The sequence below is a fragment of the Amycolatopsis sp. NPDC051102 genome, assembly GCF_040682815.1.
GTDB lineage: Bacteria > Actinomycetota > Actinomycetes > Mycobacteriales > Pseudonocardiaceae > Amycolatopsis.
This window is the reverse complement of sequence record NZ_JBFBBT010000001.1, coordinates 586,650-607,791: the sequence shown is the minus strand read 5'-3', so window position 1 is coordinate 607,791 and position 21,142 is coordinate 586,650. Positions and strand designations below refer to the sequence as shown.

Annotated in this window: 24 protein-coding genes and 1 pseudogene; 14 read left to right on the top strand and 11 right to left on the bottom strand. The window is 73.3% G+C overall.

The window, feature by feature from the left end:
* Positions 1-101: 101 nt before the first annotated feature.
* From AB0M93_RS02645 to AB0M93_RS02630, 4 genes are read left to right on the top strand one after another with little or no spacing between them, the layout of a single operon-like run.
* The gene (locus AB0M93_RS02645) at positions 102-1,367 is read left to right on the top strand and encodes an ABC transporter substrate-binding protein (RefSeq protein ID WP_364267608.1); all 1,266 of its coding nucleotides are present in this window, start codon (positions 102-104) and stop codon (positions 1,365-1,367) included.
* 9 nt (positions 1,368-1,376) lie between these two features.
* Positions 1,377-2,303: a sugar ABC transporter permease gene (locus AB0M93_RS02640; RefSeq protein WP_364267605.1), complete on the top strand. Its 927-nt coding sequence runs from the start codon at positions 1,377-1,379 to the stop codon at positions 2,301-2,303.
* The gene (locus tag AB0M93_RS02635) at positions 2,300-3,178 is read left to right on the top strand and encodes a carbohydrate ABC transporter permease (protein ID WP_364267602.1); all 879 of its coding nucleotides are present in this window, start codon (positions 2,300-2,302) and stop codon (positions 3,176-3,178) included. Before AB0M93_RS02640 ends, AB0M93_RS02635 begins: the two co-directional genes overlap by 4 nt.
* A 33-nt stretch (positions 3,179-3,211) precedes the next feature.
* On the top strand, positions 3,212-4,519 hold the full coding sequence (locus tag AB0M93_RS02630) for an alpha-glucosidase/alpha-galactosidase (protein WP_364267599.1): 1,308 nt from the start codon (positions 3,212-3,214) through the stop codon (positions 4,517-4,519).
* A 7-nt stretch (positions 4,520-4,526) separates the two neighbouring features.
* On the opposite strand, the gene AB0M93_RS02625 is transcribed toward AB0M93_RS02630, so the two are convergent.
* Positions 4,527-5,426, bottom strand: a complete 900-nt coding sequence (locus AB0M93_RS02625; protein WP_364267596.1) for an SDR family oxidoreductase — start codon at positions 5,424-5,426, stop codon at positions 4,527-4,529.
* A 106-nt stretch (positions 5,427-5,532) separates the two neighbouring features.
* Here AB0M93_RS02625 and AB0M93_RS02620 point away from each other — a divergent pair, with 106 nt between their 5' ends.
* Positions 5,533-6,123 carry a TetR family transcriptional regulator gene (locus tag AB0M93_RS02620; RefSeq protein ID WP_364267593.1) on the top strand — a complete coding sequence of 197 codons (591 nt, stop codon included), beginning with the start codon at positions 5,533-5,535 and terminating at the stop codon, positions 6,121-6,123.
* An 8-nt stretch (positions 6,124-6,131) separates the two neighbouring features.
* On the opposite strand, the gene AB0M93_RS02615 is transcribed toward AB0M93_RS02620, so the two are convergent.
* The 3 genes from AB0M93_RS02615 to AB0M93_RS02605 are packed head-to-tail and all read right to left on the bottom strand — an operon-like array spanning position 6,132 to position 8,433.
* On the bottom strand, positions 6,132-7,334 hold the full coding sequence (locus AB0M93_RS02615) for a DUF6596 domain-containing protein (RefSeq protein WP_364267590.1): 1,203 nt from the start codon (positions 7,332-7,334) through the stop codon (positions 6,132-6,134).
* Positions 7,331-7,684 carry a YciI family protein gene (locus tag AB0M93_RS02610; RefSeq protein WP_364268901.1) on the bottom strand — a complete coding sequence of 118 codons (354 nt, stop codon included), beginning with the start codon at positions 7,682-7,684 and terminating at the stop codon, positions 7,331-7,333. Before AB0M93_RS02610 ends, AB0M93_RS02615 begins: the two co-directional genes overlap by 4 nt.
* Before the next feature lie 23 nt (positions 7,685-7,707).
* A complete protein-coding gene (locus tag AB0M93_RS02605; RefSeq protein WP_364267587.1) occupies positions 7,708-8,433 on the bottom strand; it encodes a dihydrofolate reductase family protein in 726 nt (241 codons plus the stop codon).
* 222 nt (positions 8,434-8,655) lie between these two features.
* Between AB0M93_RS02605 and AB0M93_RS02600 the strand changes: the two genes are divergently transcribed.
* Positions 8,656-9,429: a polysaccharide deacetylase family protein gene (locus AB0M93_RS02600; protein ID WP_364267584.1), complete on the top strand. Its 774-nt coding sequence runs from the start codon at positions 8,656-8,658 to the stop codon at positions 9,427-9,429.
* A gap of 3 nt (positions 9,430-9,432) precedes the next feature.
* A complete protein-coding gene (locus tag AB0M93_RS02595; RefSeq protein ID WP_364267581.1) occupies positions 9,433-10,635 on the top strand; it encodes a beta-propeller fold lactonase family protein in 1,203 nt (400 codons plus the stop codon).
* Positions 10,636-10,705: 70 nt separating this feature from the next.
* Here the strand turns inward: AB0M93_RS02595 and AB0M93_RS02590 are convergent, their stop codons facing one another.
* The 3 genes from AB0M93_RS02590 to AB0M93_RS02580 all read right to left on the bottom strand — a co-directional run bounded on the left by AB0M93_RS02590 (position 10,706) and on the right by AB0M93_RS02580 (position 11,900).
* Complete coding sequence (locus AB0M93_RS02590; protein ID WP_364267578.1) at positions 10,706-10,858, bottom strand: hypothetical protein; 153 nt, start codon at positions 10,856-10,858, stop codon at positions 10,706-10,708.
* A 395-nt stretch (positions 10,859-11,253) separates the two neighbouring features.
* Positions 11,254-11,661, bottom strand: a complete 408-nt coding sequence (locus tag AB0M93_RS02585; RefSeq protein WP_364267576.1) for a hypothetical protein — start codon at positions 11,659-11,661, stop codon at positions 11,254-11,256.
* Complete coding sequence (locus AB0M93_RS02580; protein ID WP_364267573.1) at positions 11,616-11,900, bottom strand: hypothetical protein; 285 nt, start codon at positions 11,898-11,900, stop codon at positions 11,616-11,618. Before AB0M93_RS02580 ends, AB0M93_RS02585 begins: the two co-directional genes overlap by 46 nt.
* Positions 11,901-12,056: 156 nt before the next feature.
* Here AB0M93_RS02580 and AB0M93_RS02575 point away from each other — a divergent pair, with 156 nt between their 5' ends.
* Positions 12,057-12,569 carry a DinB family protein gene (locus AB0M93_RS02575; protein WP_364267570.1) on the top strand — a complete coding sequence of 171 codons (513 nt, stop codon included), beginning with the start codon at positions 12,057-12,059 and terminating at the stop codon, positions 12,567-12,569.
* Between the two features lie 24 nt (positions 12,570-12,593).
* On the opposite strand, the gene AB0M93_RS02570 is transcribed toward AB0M93_RS02575, so the two are convergent.
* Complete coding sequence (locus tag AB0M93_RS02570) at positions 12,594-13,553, bottom strand: nitroreductase (protein ID WP_364267567.1); 960 nt, start codon at positions 13,551-13,553, stop codon at positions 12,594-12,596.
* 169 nt (positions 13,554-13,722) lie between these two features.
* Here AB0M93_RS02570 and AB0M93_RS02565 point away from each other — a divergent pair, with 169 nt between their 5' ends.
* From AB0M93_RS02565 to AB0M93_RS02555, 3 genes are read left to right on the top strand one after another with little or no spacing between them, the layout of a single operon-like run.
* The gene (locus AB0M93_RS02565; protein WP_364267564.1) at positions 13,723-14,172 is read left to right on the top strand and encodes a universal stress protein; all 450 of its coding nucleotides are present in this window, start codon (positions 13,723-13,725) and stop codon (positions 14,170-14,172) included.
* Between the two features lie 39 nt (positions 14,173-14,211).
* Positions 14,212-14,958 (top strand): metalloregulator ArsR/SmtB family transcription factor, encoded by a 747-nt coding sequence (locus AB0M93_RS02560; RefSeq protein WP_364267561.1) that lies wholly within the window; start codon positions 14,212-14,214, stop codon positions 14,956-14,958.
* Complete coding sequence (locus tag AB0M93_RS02555; RefSeq protein WP_364267558.1) at positions 14,955-15,341, top strand: VOC family protein; 387 nt, start codon at positions 14,955-14,957, stop codon at positions 15,339-15,341. Before AB0M93_RS02560 ends, AB0M93_RS02555 begins: the two co-directional genes overlap by 4 nt.
* A 66-nt stretch (positions 15,342-15,407) precedes the next feature.
* Here AB0M93_RS02555 and AB0M93_RS02550 read toward each other — a convergent pair whose 3' ends face one another.
* Complete coding sequence (locus AB0M93_RS02550) at positions 15,408-15,863, bottom strand: hypothetical protein (protein WP_364267555.1); 456 nt, start codon at positions 15,861-15,863, stop codon at positions 15,408-15,410.
* Between the two features lie 255 nt (positions 15,864-16,118).
* On the opposite strand from AB0M93_RS02550, the gene AB0M93_RS02545 reads away from it, so the two are divergent.
* Positions 16,119-17,720 carry a helix-turn-helix domain-containing protein gene (locus tag AB0M93_RS02545; protein ID WP_364267552.1) on the top strand — a complete coding sequence of 534 codons (1,602 nt, stop codon included), beginning with the start codon at positions 16,119-16,121 and terminating at the stop codon, positions 17,718-17,720.
* 62 nt (positions 17,721-17,782) lie between these two features.
* On the opposite strand, the pseudogene AB0M93_RS02540 reads toward AB0M93_RS02545, so the two are convergent.
* Both AB0M93_RS02540 and AB0M93_RS02535 read right to left on the bottom strand, forming a co-directional pair.
* A pseudogene (locus AB0M93_RS02540) lies at positions 17,783-18,094 on the bottom strand (cation-translocating P-type ATPase C-terminal domain-containing protein); the annotation flags it as partial.
* Between the two features lie 272 nt (positions 18,095-18,366).
* A complete protein-coding gene (locus AB0M93_RS02535) occupies positions 18,367-19,164 on the bottom strand; it encodes a TetR/AcrR family transcriptional regulator (protein ID WP_364267549.1) in 798 nt (265 codons plus the stop codon).
* Between the two features lie 125 nt (positions 19,165-19,289).
* On the opposite strand from AB0M93_RS02535, the gene AB0M93_RS02530 reads away from it, so the two are divergent.
* Both AB0M93_RS02530 and AB0M93_RS02525 read left to right on the top strand, forming a co-directional pair.
* Entirely contained in the window at positions 19,290-19,751 is a 462-nt protein-coding gene (locus AB0M93_RS02530; protein ID WP_364267546.1) for a nuclear transport factor 2 family protein, read from the top strand.
* A gap of 140 nt (positions 19,752-19,891) precedes the next feature.
* Entirely contained in the window at positions 19,892-21,142 is a 1,251-nt protein-coding gene (locus AB0M93_RS02525; protein WP_364267543.1) for a DHA2 family efflux MFS transporter permease subunit, read from the top strand.

Sequence of the window (21,142 nt, the reverse complement as noted above, 5' to 3'; positions counted from 1 at the left end):
ACTGAGTCGCCAGGACCCGCATGCGGTCCGAGGCGGGGTCGTGCCCACCATCATCCGGAGTTTTCGATGATGTTTCTCCCGTTCCCCGGCAAGACCGGCTGATGGACCGCCGCGGATTCCTGCGCGGCGCCGGTGGCCTGGCCCTCGGTGCCGCCCTCGCCGGGTGCGGCCCGGCGCGGGCCACCGGCGGCCCGGTCACGGTCGAGGTCTGGCACGGCCAGACCGACACCGGCAAGAAGGTCCTGGACGCGCTCGTCGCGGACTTCCACCGGACCCACCCCGGGATCCGGATCGACCTGGGCGGCGGCGTCCTCGCCGACGCGATGCTCCAGAAGGTCACCGCGGCGCTCGCGTCGGGCTCGTTCCCGGACATCGCCTACGTCTTCGGCTCGGACCTCGCCAGCGTGGCGCGCAGTCCCAGCGTCGTCGACGTCACCGGCCTCGTCGACGCGGGCCCCGGTTTCTGGGCACCGGCCCGGGAAGCGGTCACCGTCAACGGCCGCGTCCGCGCGGTCCCGGCGCTGCTCGACTCCCTGGCCGTGGTGTGCAACAAGCAGTTGTTCGCCAAGGCCGGGATCCCGCTGCCCGCCGCGGGCTGGACGTGGGCCGACTTCGTCGGCACCGCCCGGAAACTCACCGACCCGGGCGACGGCACCTTCGGCACCGCGTGGCCCGCCACCGGCGACGAGGACACCGTGTGGCGGCTGTGGCCGATGGTGTGGGACCTCGGCGGCGACGTCGTCGGCGCCGGCGGGCGTGGCATCGGGTTCGCCGAGCAGGGCGTGCGTGCCCTCGAGGTCGTCCGCGACCTCGCCGCGGCGCACGCGGTCTACCTCGACCCGAAGACCGGCAGCGAGCAGATGTACCAGGCGTTCGAAGCCGGGCACATCGGGATGGTCGCGACCGGGCCGTGGCAGCTGCCCGACATCGCCGACGCCGGGATCGACTACGCGGTCGTGCCGCTGCCGAGCTTCAGCGGCCGTCCGGTCACCATCTCCGGCCCGGACACCTGGACGCTGTTCGACAACGGCGAAGAGCGCGTGGCGGCGGCCCGCACCTTCCTGTCCTGGCTGGCGGACCCGGCCCAGGACGTCCGCTGGGACGACGGCGCGGGCAGCCTCCCGCTCAGCCGCCGGACCCAGCAGTTGCCCGCGTGGCAGGAGAAGACCGCCGAGACCCCGGGCCTGCCGGTCTTCGTCGACGCGCTGGAGAACGCCCGCGTCCGGCCCGTGCACCCGGCCTACCCCCAGGTGTCGCAGGCCGTCGGCACCGCGATCGTCGCCGTCCTGCTCGGCCGGGCGACGCCGGCCGACGCGATGCGCGACTGCGCCGCGGCCGCGAACGCCGCCCTGATCATTCCGCGATAGGGAGCCGCCATGCCCGGACTGCCGAGGCCCATCACCGTCACGCCCGCACAACGCCAGACCAAGAGCCGGCGGCGCCGCGAAACCGCGGCCGCGTGGGCCTACGTCTCGCCCGCCGTGCTCATCATCCTCGGTCTCGGCGTGGTGCCCGTGCTCTGGTCGCTGGTGCTGTCGTTCCAGGCCGACGACCTGGTGACGCCGAGCCGCTGGGTGGGCCTGGACAACTACGCCGCGCTCGCCCAGGATCCGCACTTCGCCCAGGCGGTGGGGAACACCCTGCTGTACACGGTGCTCTACGTCCCGCTCAGCGTCCTCTTCGGCTTCCTGCTGGCGCAGGCGCTGAACCGGCGCATCCGCTTGGTCGGCGTCTACCGGACGCTCGTGTTCGTCCCGTTCGTGCTGTCGGCGACGGCCCAGGGCGTGCTGTTCTCCTTCATCCTCGACCCCCAGTTCGGCGCGGCCAACTCGGCGCTGCACCACCTCGGCGTGTCGCCGCAGGGCTTCCTGACCGATCCGGCGCAAGCGCTGCTGGTGCTGGTCGGCATCACGTTGTGGAGCGGCACCGGCTTCTGCGTCGTGGTCTACCTGGCCGCGCTGCAGGACGTGCCGCCGTCGCTGGTCGAGGCCGCGCGGCTGGACGGCGCCGGCACGTGGCGGGTGCTCCGGCACGTGACGCTGCCCGCGGTCACCCCGGTGACGGCGTTCCTCGTGCTGTGGCAGCTGATCACGTCGCTGCAGGTGTTCGACCTGGTGTACGTGACGACCAAGGGCGGGCCGCTGGGCTCGACCACGGTCATCGTCTACTTCGTCTGGGAGCAGGCGTTCAAGAACTTCACCGCCGGCTACGGCGCGGCGTCGGCCTACGTGCTCGCGCTGGCCCTGGCGGCCGTCGCGGTCGTCGTTCGCGTGCTGCGCCGGCCCGGGGAGGCGCTCCGATGACGACCCAGCCCGCCGAAATCGACGTGCCCGCGACCCGTGCCGCGCTGCCCGTGCTGCGCCGGCCCCGGCTGCCGTTCAGCCCTTGGCACCTGCTGCTCGTGCCGCTGGCGCTGGTGTTCGCGGCGCCGCTGGTGTGGCTGCTGCTCAGCTCGGTGATGAGCAACGCCGAGATCAACCGGTTCCCGCCCGCGCTCTGGCCGTCCCGTGTGGACTTCGCCGGCTACCGCTACGTGCTGGAGAACGCGCTGTTCGTGCGCTGGTTCACGAACTCGCTGATCGTCTCGGCGGTGACCGTGGTGTCGAACCTGCTGTTCGGCACGCTGGGCGGGTACGCGTTCGCGCGGATGCGGTTCACCGGCTCGCGGGCGCTGCTCGCGCTGATGCTCGCGACCATGGCCATCCCGTTCCAGCTCACCATGATCCCGACGTTCCTGGTCATGAAGAAGCTCGGCCTGATCGACACCCTCGGCGCGCTCATCGTGCCGTCGCTGGTGACGCCGTTCGCGGTGTTCCTGCTGCGCCAGTTCTTCCTGTCGCTGCCCCGGGAGCTCGAAGAGGCGGCGTGGATCGACGGCTGCTCGCGGCTGCGCGTGCTGTTCACCATCGTGGTCCCGCTGTCGCGGCCCGCGCTGAGCACGGTGGCCGTGCTGACGTTCCTGAGCACGTGGAACGACCTGACCTGGCCGCTGATCGCGGTCAACCACGACACGACCTACACGCTGCAGCTGGGGCTGACGACGTTCCAGGGCCAGCACCACACGAACTGGGCCGCGGTGATGGCGGGCAACGTCATCACCGTGCTGCCCGTGCTGGCCTTCCTCGGCGCGCAGAAGACGTTCATCCAGTCGGTCACCTCCAGCGGCCTCAAGGGCTGAGGCGTCCCCTTCGCACAACTCGGATCGGATCCCATGACCTCCAAGATCACTTTCATCGGCGCGGGCAGTGTCGTGTTCACCCAGGGCCTGCTCGCCGACCTGTTCGCCTACCCGGAGCTCGCCGGCGTGCACGTCGCCCTGCACGACATCGACCCGGACCGGCTGGCCACCGCGCTGGCCGCGGCCCGGCACATCGCCGCCGTGCGGGGCGCCAAGCCGGTGCTGACCGCGCACGCGGACCGGCGGGAAGCCCTGGCGGGCGCGGACTTCGTCGTCGACATGGTCCAGATCGGGATGGGCGCCGCGACGCGCACCGACTTCGAGGTCCCGGCGCGCTACGGCCTGCGCCAGACCATCGGCGACACCCTCGGCATCGGCGGGATCTTCCGCGCGCTGCGGACGTTCCCCTTCCTCAAGGCACTCGGGGACGACATCGCCGACGTCTGCCCGGACGCGTGGCTGCTGAACTACACGAACCCGATGGCGATGAACGTCCAGTACCTGAGCGAAGCCACCGGCCTGACCCGGGTCGTCGGGCTGTGCCACTCGGTGTACTGGACCGTGCACGGGCTCGCCGAGCTCGTCGGGGTCCCGTTCGACGAGGTCACCTACGTCGCGGCCGGCGTCAACCACCAGGCGTGGGTGCTGCGGTTCGAGCACGCGGGCGCCGACCTCTACCCGCGGCTGCGGGAGCTGGCCGCGTCCGACGGGCAGCTGCGGCGGCGCGTCCGGTTCGACATGCTGCAGCGGCTCGGTTACTACCCGACGGAGACCAGCGAGCACTCCGCCGAGTACGTGCCCTGGTACCTCGGGCACGAGAGCGAGGTCGAGCGCCTGCGGCTGCCGATCGGGGATTACCTCGGCATCGTCGCGGAGAACGAAGCCGAGTACGAACGGACCCGGCGGGCGATCGCGGCCGGCGAGCCGCTGGCGGTCGAAGGCACCGGCGAGTACGCGCCGCAGATCGTCCACAGTGTCCTGACGGGCACGCCGCGGACGGTCTACGGCAACGTCGTCAACCGGGGCCTGATCGAGAACCTGCCGTCCGGCGGCGTGGTCGAGGTGCCGTGCCTGGTCGACGGCACCGGCGTCCGGCCGACCCGGATCGGCGCGCTGCCGCCGCAGCTGGCCGCGCTCAACCGGACGTACCTGGGCGTCAACGACCTCGTCGTGCGCGCGGCCGTCGAGGACGATCCGCGCCACGTCCGGCACGCGGCGATGATCGACCCCGCCACCGCGGCGGCGCTGCCGGTGGAGCGGATCTTCGAGCTGTGCGACGACCTCGTCCGCGCCCACGGCGACCGGCTCCAGCCCGCCCTGCGCGCCGTCCTCGGCCGCTGACCGGCGGCTACTCCCCCGCCGAGTACGCGCCCGCGGCGAGGTCCTCGACGAGGGTCGGCCCGGCCGGGGTCCAGCCGAGCAGCTCCTGCGTGGCGGCGCTGGTCGCGGCGAGGTCCAGGGCGAAGAACGTGCCGATCCACCCGAAGTGGTCCTGGACGTCGCCGGCCGGGATCGAGGCGACGGGCAGGTCGAACGCGCGCCCGATCGCCTCGGCGATCTCGCGGGTCGGCACGCCCTCCTCGGCGACGGCGTGCAGGCGGGCACCGGCGGGCGCCTTCTCCAGGCCGAGCCGGACCATCCGCGCGGCGTCACTGATGTGCACGGCGGCCCAGCGGTTGGTCCCGTCGCCGGGGTAGCCGGAAACGCCCTTCTGCCGGGCGATCCCGGCGAGGATCGCGATGAACCCGTGGTCGCGGGCGCCGTGCACGGTCGGCGAGAACCGCAGGCTCACCGGGTGCACCCCTTGGCCGGCGAACTCGAGCGCGAGGTTCTCGCTGCCGCCGCGCGGGGCGTCCGGGCCGTGGAACGGCGAGGCGTCGGTCTCGGCCACCGGCCGCCCCTGCGCGATGCCGGCGATCCCCGACGCCAGCAGGAACGGGCGGCCGCTGCCGGCCAGGGCGTCGCCGATGGTCTGCACGGCACCCCGCTCGGCCGCGTTCGACACGGCCGGGTTCGCGAAGTCGTGCTTGTTGGCCAGGTGGATGACGGCCTCGGCCTCCTCCGCGCCGGCGCGGATGCCGTCGAGGTCGTCGAGGTCGCCGCGGCGGACGTGGACACCCTTCGCTTCGAGCTTCGCGGCGGACGCGGCCGAGCGGGCCAGGCCGCTGACCTCGTGGCCCGCGGTGAGCAGTTCGCCGACGACGGCGGAGCCGATCCAGCCGGAGGCTCCGGTGACGAAAACGCGCATGACGTGCAACTCCTCGGATATCGGTGATGTCAGTGACCGACGTCAGTCGCTGACATGGCTACCGTACACCTGGATGTCAGCCGCTGTCATCACTAGACTGGCCCGCATGGTGCGCTGGCAACCGGGAGCCCCGGAGCGACTGCAGAAGGCCGCACTCGAACTGTTCGCCACCCGCGGGTTCGAGCAGACGACCGCGGCGGAGATCGCCCAGGCGGTCGGCCTGACCGAACGCACCTTCTTCCGCCACTTCAGCGACAAGCGCGAGGTGCTCTTCCAGGGCCAGGAGCTGCTGGCCCAGACGTTCCTCGAGGGCGTGGCCACCGCGCCACCCGGGGCGTCACCGCTCGACGTCGTCGCCCACGCCCTGCGCTCGGTGTCGGCCTTCTTCCCGGACGAGCGCCGTTCGCACTCCCGCCTGCGCCAGTCCGTGATCGACCGGAACCCCGCGCTGCAGGAGCGGGAGCGGCACAAGCTGACGACCCTGGCCACGACGGTCGCCGACGCCCTCCGCACCCGCGGCGTCGGCGAACCCGCGGCGACGCTGGCCGCGGAGTCGGGCGTCACGGTGTTCGGGATCTCGTTCATCCAATGGCTTCGCGAGGGCGAGGAACGATCCCTCGCGAGCATCATCGGCGAGGTGTTCGACGAGCTGCTGAAGCTGGCCGGCAACGCGACCGTGGGCCGCGAAGTCCGGTAACCGGCGCCTCAGCCGAGCCGGGCGGCGCGGCCGAGGAGGTGGCGCCGCTCGGGTTCGCTGGTGGTGCGCCGGGCCGCCTCCCGGTAGCCGGCGCGGGCCGCGTCGTGGTCACCGGCCATCTCCTGGAGGTGGGCGCGCACGGACACGAGGTGGTGGGAGGCGGAGACGCGCTCGTCGGCCGAAAGGGCGTCGAGCAGGGCCAGCCCGGCCGCGGGGCCGCGGACCTCCGCCACCGCGACCGCGCGGTTCAGCGTCACCGCCGGGTTCGGTGCCACCCGCTCCAGAACCGTGTAGAGGGCCAGGATCTGTGGCCAGTCCGTGGCTTCCGCGGTGGGTGCCTCGTCGTGCACGGCGGCGATGGCGGCCTGCAGCTGGTACGGGCCGACCGGGCCCCGCGACAGCGCGCCGGTCACCAGGGCCACGCCCTCGGCGATCGCTTCGGCGTCCCAGAGCGTCCGGTCCTGCTCGCTCAGCGGCACCAGCGACCCGTCGGGGGCCGTGCGGGCGGGGCGGCGGGCGTCGGTGAGCAGCAGCAGGGCCAGCAGCCCGGCGACTTCGCCGTCGCCGGGCACCAGCCGGTGCAGCTCGCGGGCCAGCCGGATGGCCTCGGCCGCCAGCTCGGCCCGCACCAGCCGTGTGCCCGAGGTGGCCGTGTAGCCCTCGTTGAAGACCAGGTAGACCACGTGGAGCACGACGCCGAGCCGCTCCGCCTGCTCGGCCGGCGGCGGCAGCGCGAAGCCGGCGCCGGCCGCCCTGATCTTGTGCTTGGCCCGGCTGATCCGCTGCGCCATGGTCGCCTCGGGCACGAGGAAGGCCCGGGCGATCTCGGCGGTCGACAGGCCGCCGACGGCCCGCAGCGTCAGCGCGATCTGCGACGGCGGTGTCAGCGCCGGGTGGCAGCACAGGAACAGCAGCGTGAGGGTGTCGTCACCGGCTTCGACGTCGCCGGCGGGCGGAGTGCGGAAGGCATCCGCCTCCTCCCGCCGGCGCCGGGCGGCGTCGCTGCGCACCTGGTCGGCGAGGCGGCGCGAGGCCACCGTCACCAGCCACGCCCGCGGGTTCTCCGGCCACCCCTCTGCCGGCCACTGGGCCGCGGCCGCGACCAGGGCTTCCTGGACGGCGTCCTCGCAGGCGTCGAACTGCCCGTAGCGGCGCACCAGCACGCCGAGCACCTCCGGGACCAGCCGCCGGACGGCCTGCCAGCCGGTCACGGCGTGACGTCGGCCTCGTGCATCAGCGGCCGGACCTCGACGCCCCAATAGCGCGCCGACGGGGCCCGGGCCGCGATCTCCAGCGCCCGGTCCATGCTGTCGCAGTCGACGATCATGAAGCTGCCCAGGAACTCCTTGGCCTCGGCGTAGGGGCCGTCGGTCACCACCGGCGTCCCGCCGGTGACCCGGACCATCTTGGTGTTCACCTCGTCGGCGACGCCGTAGGCGCCGACCAGCTCACCCGACTCGAACAGCTCCCGGTTGAGCGCGTCGGTCTCGCGGATGACCTCGGCGAGGGCTTCGGCCCCGATCGAGTGAAAGGCTTCCTCGTTGCCGTAGATCAGCAGCATGTACTTCACGGGTCGTTCCTCTCTCAGTTCCCGGCCGTGGCCGGCGCGACCAGGTCGCCGCTGGCGCCGCGATCGTCGAGGACCAGCTTCGCCCGCCCGGTGACGGTATAGCGGAGGTGGGTGGCACCGGGCGCGTCGACCACCCGGACGGGGACCAGCTCGATGCCGTCGTCCGCGCCGAGGCCGAGGCCGGGACCGAGCAGGCGCTGACCGTCGCCGAGCAGCACCGGGGCGATGTGCAGGTCGAGCTGGTCCAGCAGCCCGCTGGCCAGCACCTGCTGCAGGAGCTCCCCGCCGCCGGCCACCGCCACGTCCTTGTCGCCGGCGGCGGCCCGGGCCAGCTCGACGGCCTTCTCCAGCCCCTCGGTGACGAAGGTGAAGGAGGTGCCACCCCGGCGTTCGAGCACCTCCCGGCCACGGTGGGTGACGACGAACACGGGCGCCCGGAACGGCGGCTCGGCACCCCAGGGAACCTCACCGGCGTCGAACATCCGCCGCCCCATGACATAGGCCCCGGCCGCGGCGAAGGTCTCCGCGACGATCTCCGAGTCGACCGACTGCGCACCACCGGCGAAGCCCTGCCGCTCCCGCCACGCCATGGCGTCGACGGCCCACCGGGTGACCCGGAAGAACCCGGGCGCTTCGGGACCCCGCATCCAGCCCCTCATGTCGTGGGGGTTCCGCGGATCTCGCGGCCCGGTGTAGAAGCCGTCGAGGGACACCGACATCTGCGCGGTCACCTTGGTCATCGTTCGCACTCCGTTCGTGGTGGCGGCCCCATCGGCCGCCGATGTCCCTCAGTCGGAGCCGGCTGGTCGTTCTCGACACGTCCCGGGAGAAAAATGTTCCGGTGTGATCCCGGCCCTGACGGGCGGCGGCCGCGGAGGTAACGGGATTGGCGGCACCTCGTCTCTCAGCGTTTTCACAGCGAGTTTGCGAAAGGGTCGCGCCGTCCGTCCGATGGAGGTTTCGTGCCAGACCCGCTCACCCGGCGTCACCTGTTCGGGGTGGCGCTGGGCGCCGCCGCGCTGACGGCGTGCTCGGCCCCGGAGCAGCCGCCCGCCGGTCCCCCGCCCACGACGGCGGTGCCGTCCGCCAGCGCACCCCCGCCGTCGCCGCCGCCGTCCACGTCCGCGCGGCCGTCGGGTCCGGCCACCGAGCTCGTCCGCGCCGCGTCGGGACGGCCGCAGGTCGCGCTGACGTTCCACGGCGCCGGCGATCCGCAGGTGACCCGCCAGGTGCTGGACGTCGTGCACCAGCACGGCGCGCGGATCACCGTGCTGGCGGTGGGCACGTGGCTCGCCGAGCACCCGGACGCCGCCCGGATGATCCGCGACGGCGGGCACGAGCTGGGCAACCACACCTGGAGCCACCCCGCGCTCTCGGGCTACGCGGCGGAGCCGATGTACGCGGAAATCCAGCGGTGCCGGGACAAACTGGTCGAACTGACCGGGTCGCCGGGCGCCTTCTTCCGGCAGTCGCAGGGCCAGCACGCCACGCCGGAGGAACTCGTCGAAGCGGGCAAAGCGGGGTACGCGCGGGTGCTGTCCTACGACGTCGATTCCCTCGACTGGAAGGACCCCGGGCCGGCCGCCATCCGCGCCGCGGTGGCGAAGGCCCGCGCCGGCAGCGTGGTCAGCATGCACCTCGGGCACCCGGGCACGGTGGCCGCGCTCCCCGGCATCCTGACCGCACTGGCGGACCGCGGCCTCACCCCGGTCACCGCGTCGGAACTGCTGGCGTAGCGGATGCGCGTCCGGCTGACCGCCGTGGTCCTCAGTCTCGTCCTCGCCGTCGGCTGCTCGGCGGGCTCCGGTTCCCCCGGCCCGGACATGTCCGGCATGCCGGGCATGTCCGGCGCCCCCGGCTCGTCCGTGCCGCACCTGCCCACCCCGCCGGTCCCGGCGCTGAACCCGCTGCCCGGCATGCCCGCCGTCCCGGACGCGCACGACGTCGACGCGGCGGCGGGCGCCGGGATGCTCTCCCCCGCGGTCGCCGGCGACAAGCCGCTGGTCTACGTGCCGCACAGCGGTTCGGGCGACGTCTGGGTGATCGACCCGGCGACCTTCCACGTCGTCGCGAAGTACCCGGCGGGCAAGGAACTGCAGCACGTGGTGCCGTCGTGGGACCTGCGCACGCTCTACGCCACCGACGACCGCGGCGACCACGTGCTGCCGTTCGACCCGAAGACCGGGCTGCCCGGCAAGGCGTTCCCGGTCGTGGACCCGTACAACATGTACTTCACCCCGGACGGCCGGTTCGCGATCTCGGTGGCGGAGCGGCTGCGCAAGCTGGTCTGGTACGACCCGCACACGTGGCAGGCGCACGACGAGACCGCGGTCCCGGAGTGCGCGGGCGTCGACCACGCGGACTTCTCCCCGGACGGCCGCACGGCGGTCTTCACGTGCGAGTTCGCCGGCCGGGTGGCGGTGGTCGACGTCGCTTCGCACCACCTGCTGCGGATGGTCGACATGCCGCACCGCAACACGCGCATGGGCCCGCAGGACATCAAGCTCGCCCCGGACGGCTCGGTCTACTACATCGCGGACTCGGACGCGAACGGCCTCTGGGTCCTCGACGGCGCGGCGACGAAGGTGCTCCGCTTCATCCCGACCGGCCGGGGCGCGCACGGGCTCTACCTGTCGCGGGACGCGAAGCAGCTGTACGTGACCAACCGCCACGAAGGAAGCGTCAGCGTGCTCGACGCCCACACCGGCGCACCGGTGACGGTGTGGCGGATCCCGGGTGGCGGCAGCCCGGACATGGGCAACGTGACCGCCGACGGCACGCAGCTCTGGCTGTCCGGCCGGTACGACAGAGTGGTGTACGTGCTCTCCACAAAGGACGGCGCGTTGCTGGCCAAGATCCCGGCGGGCAACGAGCCGCACGGCCTGTGCGTGTGGCCCCAGCCGGGCCGGTACTCCCTCGGCCACACGGGCATCACCCGCTGACCGGGTGCGTCCACATCGGACGCGGTCCGCGCCACGCACTTCGCCCGGCGCGGACCCGCGATCGGCTGCGTCAGCTGACGGCCTTGCGCCGCACGAAACCGATCACCCCGGTGGCGACGAACAGCACCGCACCCACGATGACCAGCCAGAACAACCCCTTGATGACGATCCCCAGCACCACCAGAATCGCCCAGATCACCAGCAATCCGACCAGCAGTCCCATGTTCACTCCTCGTTCCGCTCGGTGTCGACCGGAGCGACAGGTACCCTGCCGCCGGGCATCTCACGCATCCGGGCTCTCAGCGGCCACTCAGGATCCACTCGGCCGGTTCGCTCCGATCTCAGCCGGGAAGCGGGCCGTCAAGGTCCGCGGTGCAGCACCTCTTCGACCGCCCGGCGGGGCGTGAGCGGGTCCGCTTCGGCGGCGTAGCCGATGCGCAGGATCGCCTGGGGGAAGCCGGTGAGCCCGAGGTCTTCGCACCAGTGCGGAGCGCACCGGGGGCAGGTGCAGCGGCTGGGTCAGGACCGCGGCGGCCAGACCGAGGTCGACGGCCGCCAGCCAGGCGCGTTCCAGGGCGTAGCCGGCCCGGACGTGGTCGAGGCGGGAGTCGTCCGCGGTCACGAAGAGCAGGAGCGTTTCGCCGGCCAGCCGGGCGGCGAGCCGGAGGCGATCTTCGGGACGCCGTCGGGGCTGCCGGGCTCGCGGTGGGTCCAGAACGCGGCTTCGGCGCGGAACCCGGGGTCGTCGGCCTGCAGGGCTTCGGCCCGCCTGATCAGCGAGGCGACCGGGGTGTACCGGCCGGACGCGTCGAGGTACTCGATCTGGCCGCCCTCCTGCAGGGCCGCCGACTTGAGCGCCGCGCGCACGGACGGCGGCACGTCCTTGTCCAGCAGCGGCCGCCGGTTCGTGTGCCGGCGGAACACGGCCTCGGCGAGCTTGCGTTCGGCCGCGGTGGCCTTCTCGTTGCCGTCGAGCCGGATCACCGCGACGAGGTCGGGCTCGGCCGGATCGGGCAGCAGCCGCACGACCGCGGCCAGGCCGTTGGCCCGCAGGCTGATCTGCAGGTGAAGGCGGCCGCGCCGCAGGCGAGCCGCGCCTCCCGCCCGTGCGGGTCGGCGACGGCGAGGACGCGTTCGCGGTCCAGCCACACCTCGATCGCCTCGGGCCCGACGGCGAACCGCCAGGGCTGGGTGTTGTGCGGCGACGGCGCGCGCACGGCCGAGGCGAGGGCCTGGTCGAACACGCCGGGCAGTGGTCGGCTCATCGTCGGCTCCGGTGTCTGGGGGACGAACACCTCCAGCATCACCGGCCGCCACCCGGCGCCGCGACGGCCGCGCGTCACGTCCGGCGAGGACCAAAGACCTTCCGGGCCCGGCCCGCCGGTGGGACGCTGAGCCGGGACAGCGCGGAGGACCGGACGATGGATCGCCAGGCGGTGCACGAGCAGTGGGACCGTGACCTCGCCACCCTGCGCGCCCTCGTCGCGGACACCCCCGCCGCGCAGCTGCGCCGCCGTTCGCGCGGCACCCGGTGGACCAACCGGCAACTGGTGTTCCACCTCGTCTTCGGCTACCAGATCACGCGCGCTCTCCTGGTCCTGGTGCGCGTGTCCGGCCGCCTGCCGGATCGGGCGAGCCGCGGGTTCGCCGCGGGGCTCGACGCCGCCGCGCGGCCGTTCCACGTCGTCAACTACCTCGGCTCCTGCGGCGGCGGGCTGCTGGGGCCGCGGTTCGCCCTCTGGTGGTTCGCCCCCATCGTCGCTTCCCTGCACCGCAGCCTGGACCGGGCCGGCGAGGCCGAGCTCGCCCGCGCAATGGCCTTCCCCGTCCGGTGGGACCCGTTCTTCCGGCCGGCCATGACACTGGCCGACGTCTACCGGTACCCGGCCCGGCACTTCGCCTTCCACCTGCGGCAGCTCACCATCGGCCGGTGAGGCCGGCCGGATCGCGCACCCACGTCACCGGGTTCCCCCGGCGGGCGGGAACAACTCGCCGAGCGGGAGCCGGGGCGAGGGGGCGGCGGGAACGGCCGGGTAGCCGAAGCGGAAGATCGCCTGCGGGACGCCGGGCAGGGCCAGCTCGGAGACGAGCCGGGCCCGGAAGCCGGTCAGGTGCAGCGGTTGCGTGATGACCGAGCCGACCAGCGCCTTCGACGCCGCGGTGAGCCAGACGCGCTGCAGCGCCGCGCCGGCGGCCAGCCGGTCGGCCCGCATGTCGGTGTCGGTGCAGAAGACCAGCAGGTTCTCCGCGGCGAGCACGGCGTCGTCCGGGACCGGCGTGGCGGTGCGGACGAGCCCGGCGACCGGCAGGGCTTCGGAGCCGAGCGCGTCCTCGGCGATGCCGTCGCCGACGGCGGCCTGCCCGTGGGTGTGGGCGATCCACGTCTCGAGCTCGCGCTGGTAGCCGCGGTCCTCCCGCAGGACGCGCGTGGCGAAGCCGAGGAGTTCGGCCAGCTTGTCGAGGTGCGCGGGCGGGACCACGTGCACGCCGGTCGTCTCGCCGGCGGCCACCAGGGCCCGGTGCACGGCCGCCGGCACGCGGTTGTGGAAGAACCGGTGCCGGTGACTGCGGCGGCGGCCGATCGCCTGGTACTGCGCATAGGCCCGGGCGGAGGTCGCGCGCGGGCGGCCGATCGTCACGGTGGCCACGACGTCGCCGCTGTCCCGCAGGTCGACGTGGCAGTCCCGGCCGAGCGCCCGGACGGCGAGTTCGAGGTTGGTCAGCGCGGCACCGCAGGAGAGCACGCGGTCGCGGCCGGCCGGGTCGTGCCGGCGCAGCTCGACGTCCCGGCGTTCGAGCAGGTCCACTTCGGTCCCGCGGACCAGCAGCTGCCACGGCTGGCTGTTGTGCACCGAGGGGGCACGGCTGACGGCGCGCGCGAGAACGCCGAGTTGCTCGCTGGTCAGGGCGGCGGTCATCGCGGTCACTCCTCGCCGCGGAGCCGGGTGCTCCGCCGGACTCATGGTCGCGGCGGCCGCGGCGCCGGCACCGGAGCACAAAGTCCTCCCCTCCGGCGGAATTCGTCCCCTACCCGGCCGCGGTCCGCCGGACGCACGATCACCGGAACCCGGAGGAAGGAAGCAGCTCATGAACACTGGCCGCGTCATCATCGTCGGCGTGGACGGCTCACCCCGCGCCGGCGCAGCACTGCGGTGGGCCATCGAGGTCGGTGCGCACGCCGGCAACACGGTCCGCGCGATGCTCGTCCGGCCGCGGGACACCCTGCTGCCGGGGACGTCGTTCACCCTCCAGCCGCACGGCCGGGTGCCCGAGGCCGGCTTCTCCCTCGCCGCGCACGTGAAGGGGCTGGGCATCGAGCCGGCGGCCGAGGTCGAGACGCGCACGGTCCACGGCGACCCGGCGACGGAGCTGGTGACGGCCTCGGCGGACGCGGACCTGCTGGTGCTGGGCGCCCACCGCGGCGGGACGCCGGCGGACTTGGTGCTGGGCAGCGTGGGCCGGGAGTGCGTGCGGTATTCCCGCTGCCCGGTCGTGGTCATCACCCCGGAAGCCGCCCACCGGCTCACCCCGGCGTAGCACTGGATACATCAAGGCAGATTGATGTATCGTCCGGACGTGCCGACAGCCGACGCGACCGAGACACCGCCGCCCTTCGTGCGGCTGCTGGGCGACCCGCTTCGCTGGCGGCTCGCCCGTGAGCTGGCCGCCGGCGACCGGCGGGTCCGCGAACTGGTGTCCGCGGTCGGGCAGCCGCAGAACCTCGTCTCGTACCACCTGCGTCAGCTGCGGGACGCGGGCCTGGTGACGTCCCGGCGGAGCAGCTTCGACGGGCGCGCCAGCTACTATCACCTGGACCTGGCCCGCTGCACCGAGACGTGGTCGGCGGCGGGCACGTCCCTGCACCCCGGCCTGGCGGCCGGTCCCGCCGCGCCGGTGGGCACGGCGCGGGTGCTGTTCCTGTGCACCGGCAACAGCGGCCGCTCCCCCTTGGCCGAGGCGTTGCTGCGCCACCGGACCGGCTCGCGGGTCGAGGTGGCGAGCGCGGGCAGCCACCCGAAGCCGCTGCATCCCGACGCGGTGCGGGCCGCCGCCGAGTACGGCATCACGCTGACGCACCGGCCCACGCACCTCGACTCGTTGCGGCGCCGCCGGTTCGACGTGGTGATCAGCCTGTGCGACCGCGTCCGCGAGGTCTGCCCGGAATTCCCCGGCCGGCCCGAGGCGATCCACTGGAGCATTCCCGACCCCGCGTGCGAGGCGGACTCCCTGCCCGCGTTCCGCCGGACGGCCGCCGAGCTCGACGACCGGATCCGGTTCCTGATCCCCGTGCTCCCCACCCCGGCGAAGGAGGACCGGTCATGACTGCCGACCCGGCCGACCTGGTCAGCGTGCGCTACCTGGTCGACGACGTCGAAGCCGCGCTCGGCTTCTACACCACGCACCTCGGGTTCACGGTGCGGTTCAGCGCGGCTCCGGCCTTCGCCGACGTCGTCCGCGGGCACCTGCGCCTGCTGCTGAGCGGTCCGGCCAGCTCCGCGGGCCGCGCCATGCCCGACGGCACCCGGCCCGGGCCCGGCGGCTGGAACCGCATCCACCTGATCGTCGAGGACGTCCACGCCGAGGTGGCCCGCCTGCGCGCGGCCGGTGTCCCCTTCCGCAGCGACGTGGTCACCGGTCCGGGCGGGCAGCAGATCGTGCTCGACGACCCCAGCGGCAACCCGGTCGAGCTGTTCCAGCCCGCGTGAGGTCGGGCCCGTGGGCTGGAGGTGGGGCGGTGCCCCCAGGCCACCGCCCCACCTGGTTCAGCTGGCTCAGCTGGTCCAGTCGACGTGCACGTCGGTGGCGTTGCTGAACTTCCACCACCCGTTCCCCGTGTGGGTCCACTTCTTCGGGATGCCCGAATAGGCGCCGTAGTACGACGTTCCGGCCGGGATGTAGAAGGCGTCGACGTCCACGAGCTGCGGCGCGCCGTACACGCTGTGCGGCGACGCGTAGGCGACGCTGCTGCAGGAGCCCGAGGTCTGGTAGGCCTGGTCGCCGCCGGTGCCGTTCCAGGCCAGGCACACCTCCACGTTGTGCGTGGTGTTGTTGAAGATGGTGCCGCAGACGATTCCGGCCCGGCAGCCGCCCATCGGGCGCATGACCTGGCCGGGGGCCGCCGGCGCCGCCTCGGCGGCGGTCGCTCCCAGTGCCATGACGGCCAGCGCTCCGGCGGCGGCCCGGAAGGCACGGCCCCGCAACACCCGGGTGGTTCGCGAAGTTCGCATCACGTCGGTTCTCCCCTCGTTCGTTCGAGCTGTCCGGTGCGGACGAGCCGAGTCTCGCGCCGGACCGGCGCCGGTCACCAGCGATCGACGGCCCGTGGGACGCGGACCGCCGCCGACCAGCGGCGATGCCGGGCGGCCTGGGACGGCGTGGGAGGCGGGATCGGGCGATCGGGTGATTCGCTCCAGGCCCCTTCGCCGGGTTCGCCGGTGTGGGAGGCTGGACCGGACGCGATCTGACGATCAGGGGAGAGATCCATGTCGCCGTCGGAGGACCGGGCGGAGCTCGCCCGCCTGCTGGGTGAGCTGAAAAAGCGGAGCAACCTGAGCTACGAAGCACTGGGCCGGCGCTGTCACCTCAGCCGCTCCTCGGTCCACCGGTACTGCACCGCCGCCCTGGTCCCGCCGGAGTTCGACGCCCTCGAAGCCATCGCCCTGGCGTGCGGGGCCGACCGCGTCGAGCTGGGCCGCCTGTTCCGGTGCTGGGCGCGCGCGGTGGACGACCGGCCCGCGCCCGCCGTCCCGTCGTCCCCCGCACCGGTGCCCAGCCGCGCGGAGGTGCCCGCGCGCTCGCGGCACCTGAGCGTCACGGCCCTCGTCGTCGTGCTGCTCGGACTGCTCGCGGGCTCGACGTCGAGCACGGCCACCTCCGGCTCCGGGCAAGCTTGGACGTCGTTGCCCGCCCTGACGGCCCCGATGTGGGCGCAGACCGCCACGGACCTCGACCCGGGCCTCTTCGGCGCCACGATCAACTCCTCGACCGGCGCCATGCCGACGTTCGGGCTGGATTCGGCCCGGTTCTGGGACGGGCACACCCGCTGGGCCGACGTCGAGCCGCGCCGGCACGGCTACGACTGGTCGGTGCTCGACCGGCTGGTCGCCGGCGCCCGGTCGGCGGGGCTGCGGCCGGTCTTCACCTTCGGCGGCACGCCGGACTGGGCGAGCCCCGGCGGGGCGCCGTCGCTCTACGACGACGGCTCCAAGGCGTCACCCCCGGCCGATCTGCGCGACTGGGACGACTTCGTGCGCGAAGTCGTCCAGCGGTACCACGGCCGGATCGAGGCCTACGAAGTGTGGGCCGTGGTCGGCGACACCCACTTCTACGCGGGAAGCGCCGAAACCCTCGTCGAGATGACGCGCCGCGCGCACGACATCATCCGCACGCTCGACGCCGGAGCGACGATCGTGTGCCCGTCGATGAGCGGACTCGACCGCGACGCCTCCCGCCGGTTCCTCGGCCGCTTCGCCGCCCTGGGCGGCTACGGCCTCTGCGACGTCGCCGGCGTCAAGCTGACCCAGTCCGATGCGGCGGCACCACCCGAGACGATGCTGCCGCTCGTCGCCGACATCGACCGCACCTTCCAGCGGGCCGGGATCCACCCGCCGATCTGGGACACCGGCACCGGCTACGACGTCAGCCTGCAGCAGCCCCTCGACCCGGCCACCGCCGCCGAGCACGCGGCGCGGTTCTACCTCGTCGCCCTGTTCGCGCACTACCGGCGGGCCTACTTCTACAACTGGGGCGGCACCAAGGTCCCGATCATCCTGCAACCGGACGGCGGCGTGCCCACGCCCGCTGCGCTCGCCGTCGAACAGCTGCGCCGCTGGCTGCGCGGTGCGCGGATCCACTCCTGCGGCCAGGGCACGATGGCGCGCCTGCCCGCGGCCGTGTGGGAGTGCCGGTTCGACGACGGCCGCGGCCCGTTCGTGATCCGCTGGACCGCCACCGGGCACGCCTCGATGAACGCGGACCCGGGCAGCTACGCCGAAGATCGGCTCGACGGAACGGAAACCGCCCTCGCGCCCGGCGAGCCGATCGACGTCTCCGGCAGTCCGGTTCGGGTCGACCTGCGGCCCTGAACCCGTCCCCGCGGCCGGTTTCCCCGCTTCCGGCCGGCAAGTGCCGGCCGGCCCCATGGCGGTCAGGCCGGGCCGCGGCGGGTGACCCAGCGGAACAGCTCGTCGACGCCCCACACCAGGACCGGCATCGGCAGCAGCATCGCGACCACCCACGCCGGCAACGCCGCCGTCCCGAACAGCGACTGCAACGGCGGCAGGTAGATCAACGCCGCCGCGAACACCAGCTCGAACGCGATCCCGCCCAGCAGCAGCCGGTTCGTCGTCAACCCCACCGAGCGCAACGACACCCGCTCCGTGCGGGCCGCGAACGCCGTGCCCACCTGGCAGAACACGATCGCCGCGAAGCTCGCCGTCGTCGCCTCCAGGTACGCGTGGCGCCCCTTCACCACCCGCACCCGAACGGCACCGAAACCGCCTGCCGGCCGAGACCGGCCGAACGCCCCTGCACCACCCTCGCCCGCCGGGCACGCGCAGCCGACGACGAATTGCCATCGCCTGGCCCATCCAGCCACAGAGCCCGGGCCTCCGGCGATCACGACCACGCACACCACCCGACCCACCCCGCCGAGGAGTCCGGACCTCCGGCGATCACGACCGCGCACACCACCCGACCCGCTCGCACGCCACCTGCACCGCTACCCGGCGGTCAACCCGTCTTCGCCCGGCTGCGGTGGGCGCGCTGGCGGCAGGTGGCCCCGCAGTACCGGGCCGGCCGGCCGGTACCGCCGGTCTCGATGGGCGTTCCGCACACCGTGCACCGGGAGCCGCCGGCCGGTTCCGCCGTTTCGTTACGCGGCTCGGCCGCCGGCCGGGTTTCGTGACGGCCGGCCGGCAGCACCCTCAGTTTCGTGACATCGGGCGCCGGTACCGGGGACCGGCCGTCGTCCGGGCGCAACGCGCCGGCGATCAGCGCGACCATCCGCCAGGAGAAGCCGTGGTGACTGCGGGCCACCATCACCGAAGCGACCACCAGCATGCGGACCTCGGCCACGTCCAGGTCAGCGCGCACCCGGCCGGCCGCCTTGGCCCTGGCCAGCAGCGCGCCCAGCGCGGCTTCGAACGACCGGTCGGCGTCGCGGTCGGGCAGCAGCTCCGCCGCGCCCTGGGGGTCGAACGCCTCGCACAACGCCTTGTTGATCACCGTCTGGTCGACCATCAGGTAGAAGAACCGGAAGAACGCGTCGCCCGCGTCCTCGGCGCCGGCCAGCGCGTCGGCCTGCTCGGCCAGCTGCCGCAGGCCGGCGTCGACGACCGTGCGGAACAGCTCCTCGCGGGCAGGGAAGTGCCGGTACACCGTGCCCACCCCGACGCCGGCCCGCCGCGCGATCTCGTCGAAAGACACCGCGACACCTTGCGCGGCGAGCAGGTCCGCCGCGGCTTCCAGCAGGCGCGCGCGGTTGCGCCGCGCGTCGGCCCGCTTCGGGTCCGCTGCCGCCTTGCCCATGAGCACACCACCTCCCCCGGGCCGGGTTGACATCCGGAGAGACTTCTCCATATCGTTCCAACCGGAGGACATCCTCCAGTTCGCTCCAGACTACCACCGGCTGCTCAGCCATTCAGGAGAGTTTCGTGACCGAGGCAGGCGAGAAGACCGTGGCGACCACCGGCGAAGTGATCGAGGTGCTGCGCGAGGCCATGGAGACCGGCGACGACACCCGGTTCATCGCCCAGTTCGCCGAAGACGCCGTGTACGAGACGCCGTTCGTCCTCGACGGACAACCGTCGCGGCTGGAGGGCTTCGAAACCATCAGCAAGGTGCTCGGCGCCGAGCACCTCATGAAGAAGCTGCTCGAGTTCCAGAAGGTCTCGGTGCAGGTCTACCCGGCCGCCGACCACGAAGTGGCGACCGCGCAGTTCACCATCGAGGGCAAGGTCGTCGCCGGCGGCGACTCGTTCGTGCTGCCGTCTTCGGTCGGGATCATCCGGGTCCGCCACGGCAAGATCGTGCACTACACGGACTACACCAACATCCTGCGCGGGGCGCAGATCGCGGGCGTGCTCAAGCAGTTCGCCGAGTCGCTCGTGCAGTAACCCGCCGAAGGCCTGTCCAGCAGGTCGGCGCCAGGGGGCGTTCCCGCCCGCCACGAGGAGTTCCGCCACATGACGGGGAACAAACCCGATCGGCTCGACCCCGCACTGCGGCGGCTGATCGCGATCCTCATCATCGGCGCATGGCGATCCCGCTCGCGGGCTGGGCCGTCACCCGGATCGGCGGCAAGCGCGCCTGGCTGATTTCGCTGGCCTTGTTCCTGGTCAGCTCCGCGCTCGCGGGCGCGGCCTGGGACATCAGCAGCCTGATCGCCTTCCGCGTTCTGCAGGGCGTCGCCGGCGGGGTGATGATCCCGGTGCTGCAGACCCTCGTCGTGCAGGCCGCGGGCGGCAGGCAGATGGGCAGGCTGATGGCGGCGGTCAGCATGCCCGCCGTCATCGCGCCCATCGCCGGCCCGGTGCTCGGCGGCCTGATCGCCGGCAACACGAGCTGGCGGTGGATCTTCCTGATCAACATCCCGATCTGCCTGGCCGGGCTGGTCCTCGCCGGGCGCGGCCTCGACGACGCCGGGCAGCGCGGCAACGTCCGCCTGGACGTGCTCGGGCTCGTCCTGCTGTCCCCCGGGCTCGCGGCGGTCCTCTACTCCCTCTCGCGCTTCAGCACCCTGCACAGCCTCGCGCCGGCCGTGACCGTGCCGCTCGTGCTCGGCCTGGTGCTGCTGGCCGCTTTCGTGGCGCACGCGCTGCGCACCGGCCGCCGGCCGATCATCGACATCAGGCCGCTCGCGGTGCGGTCCTTCGGCTCGGCGTCCGCGCTGATGTTCCTGTCCGGCTTGACTTTGTTCGGCGGCACCCTGCTCGTGCCGCTCTACCTCCAGCAGGTGCGAGGCCTCTCGGCGCTGCAGGCCGGGTTGCTGCTGGTCTCCCAGGGCATCGGCGCGTTGCTGGCGCGGCGGTCCGTCGGCGGTCTCACCGACCGGATCGGGCCGCGGCCCGTGGTGCTCGCCGGCGTCGTGCTGGCCACGCTGCCCGTCGCCGTCTTCACGCAGTTCGGTGCGCACACCAACCTGGTGCTCATCGGCGGCTGCCTGCTGGTGTTCGGGGCCGGCGTGAGCGCCGCCGGCATCGGCGTCCTGGCGGCGGCCTTCGAAGGCCTGCAGCCCGCGCAGATCCCCGACGCGAGCGGGACCACCCGGATCCTGCTCCAGATCGGTGGCTCGTTCGGCACCTCGGTGATCGCGCTGCTGCTGGCCCGCCAGACCGCGGCGCACCCGGGCGCGCCGGACCTCGCGTTCTCCGGCACCTTCGGGTGGACGACGGGGTTCGTCGTCCTGGCCGTGGCGCCCGCCCTGCTCCTCCCCCGCCGCAAGCGCACCCCGCCGGAAGAGGCCGCCGGCGACCCGGCGATCAAGGGAGCCGCCGACGCCGGATGA

Coding starts and splice junctions, on each gene's coding strand:
- AB0M93_RS02555 (WP_364267558.1), top strand. CDS start 14,955: ATGACTGCCGACCCGGCCGACCTGGTCAGCGTGCGCTACCTGGTCGAC.
- AB0M93_RS02550 (WP_364267555.1), bottom strand. CDS start 15,863: ATGCGAACTTCGCGAACCACCCGGGTGTTGCGGGGCCGTGCCTTCCGG.
- AB0M93_RS02635 (WP_364267602.1), top strand. CDS start 2,300: ATGACGACCCAGCCCGCCGAAATCGACGTGCCCGCGACCCGTGCCGCG.
- AB0M93_RS02545 (WP_364267552.1), top strand. CDS start 16,119: ATGTCGCCGTCGGAGGACCGGGCGGAGCTCGCCCGCCTGCTGGGTGAG.
- AB0M93_RS02605 (WP_364267587.1), bottom strand. CDS start 8,433: ATGACCAAGGTGACCGCGCAGATGTCGGTGTCCCTCGACGGCTTCTAC.
- AB0M93_RS02570 (WP_364267567.1), bottom strand. CDS start 13,553: ATGACCGCCGCCCTGACCAGCGAGCAACTCGGCGTTCTCGCGCGCGCC.
- AB0M93_RS02610 (WP_364268901.1), bottom strand. CDS start 7,684: ATGCTGCTGATCTACGGCAACGAGGAAGCCTTTCACTCGATCGGGGCC.
- AB0M93_RS02580 (WP_364267573.1), bottom strand. CDS start 11,900: ATGAGCCGACCACTGCCCGGCGTGTTCGACCAGGCCCTCGCCTCGGCC.
- AB0M93_RS02575 (WP_364267570.1), top strand. CDS start 12,057: ATGGATCGCCAGGCGGTGCACGAGCAGTGGGACCGTGACCTCGCCACC.
- AB0M93_RS02590 (WP_364267578.1), bottom strand. CDS start 10,858: ATGGGACTGCTGGTCGGATTGCTGGTGATCTGGGCGATTCTGGTGGTG.
- AB0M93_RS02620 (WP_364267593.1), top strand. CDS start 5,533: ATGGTGCGCTGGCAACCGGGAGCCCCGGAGCGACTGCAGAAGGCCGCA.
- AB0M93_RS02535 (WP_364267549.1), bottom strand. CDS start 19,164: ATGGGCAAGGCGGCAGCGGACCCGAAGCGGGCCGACGCGCGGCGCAAC.
- AB0M93_RS02625 (WP_364267596.1), bottom strand. CDS start 5,426: ATGCGCGTTTTCGTCACCGGAGCCTCCGGCTGGATCGGCTCCGCCGTC.
- AB0M93_RS02645 (WP_364267608.1), top strand. CDS start 102: ATGGACCGCCGCGGATTCCTGCGCGGCGCCGGTGGCCTGGCCCTCGGT.
- AB0M93_RS02630 (WP_364267599.1), top strand. CDS start 3,212: ATGACCTCCAAGATCACTTTCATCGGCGCGGGCAGTGTCGTGTTCACC.
- AB0M93_RS02525 (WP_364267543.1), top strand. CDS start 19,892: ATGGCGATCCCGCTCGCGGGCTGGGCCGTCACCCGGATCGGCGGCAAG.
- AB0M93_RS02595 (WP_364267581.1), top strand. CDS start 9,433: ATGCGCGTCCGGCTGACCGCCGTGGTCCTCAGTCTCGTCCTCGCCGTC.
- AB0M93_RS02565 (WP_364267564.1), top strand. CDS start 13,723: ATGAACACTGGCCGCGTCATCATCGTCGGCGTGGACGGCTCACCCCGC.
- AB0M93_RS02640 (WP_364267605.1), top strand. CDS start 1,377: ATGCCCGGACTGCCGAGGCCCATCACCGTCACGCCCGCACAACGCCAG.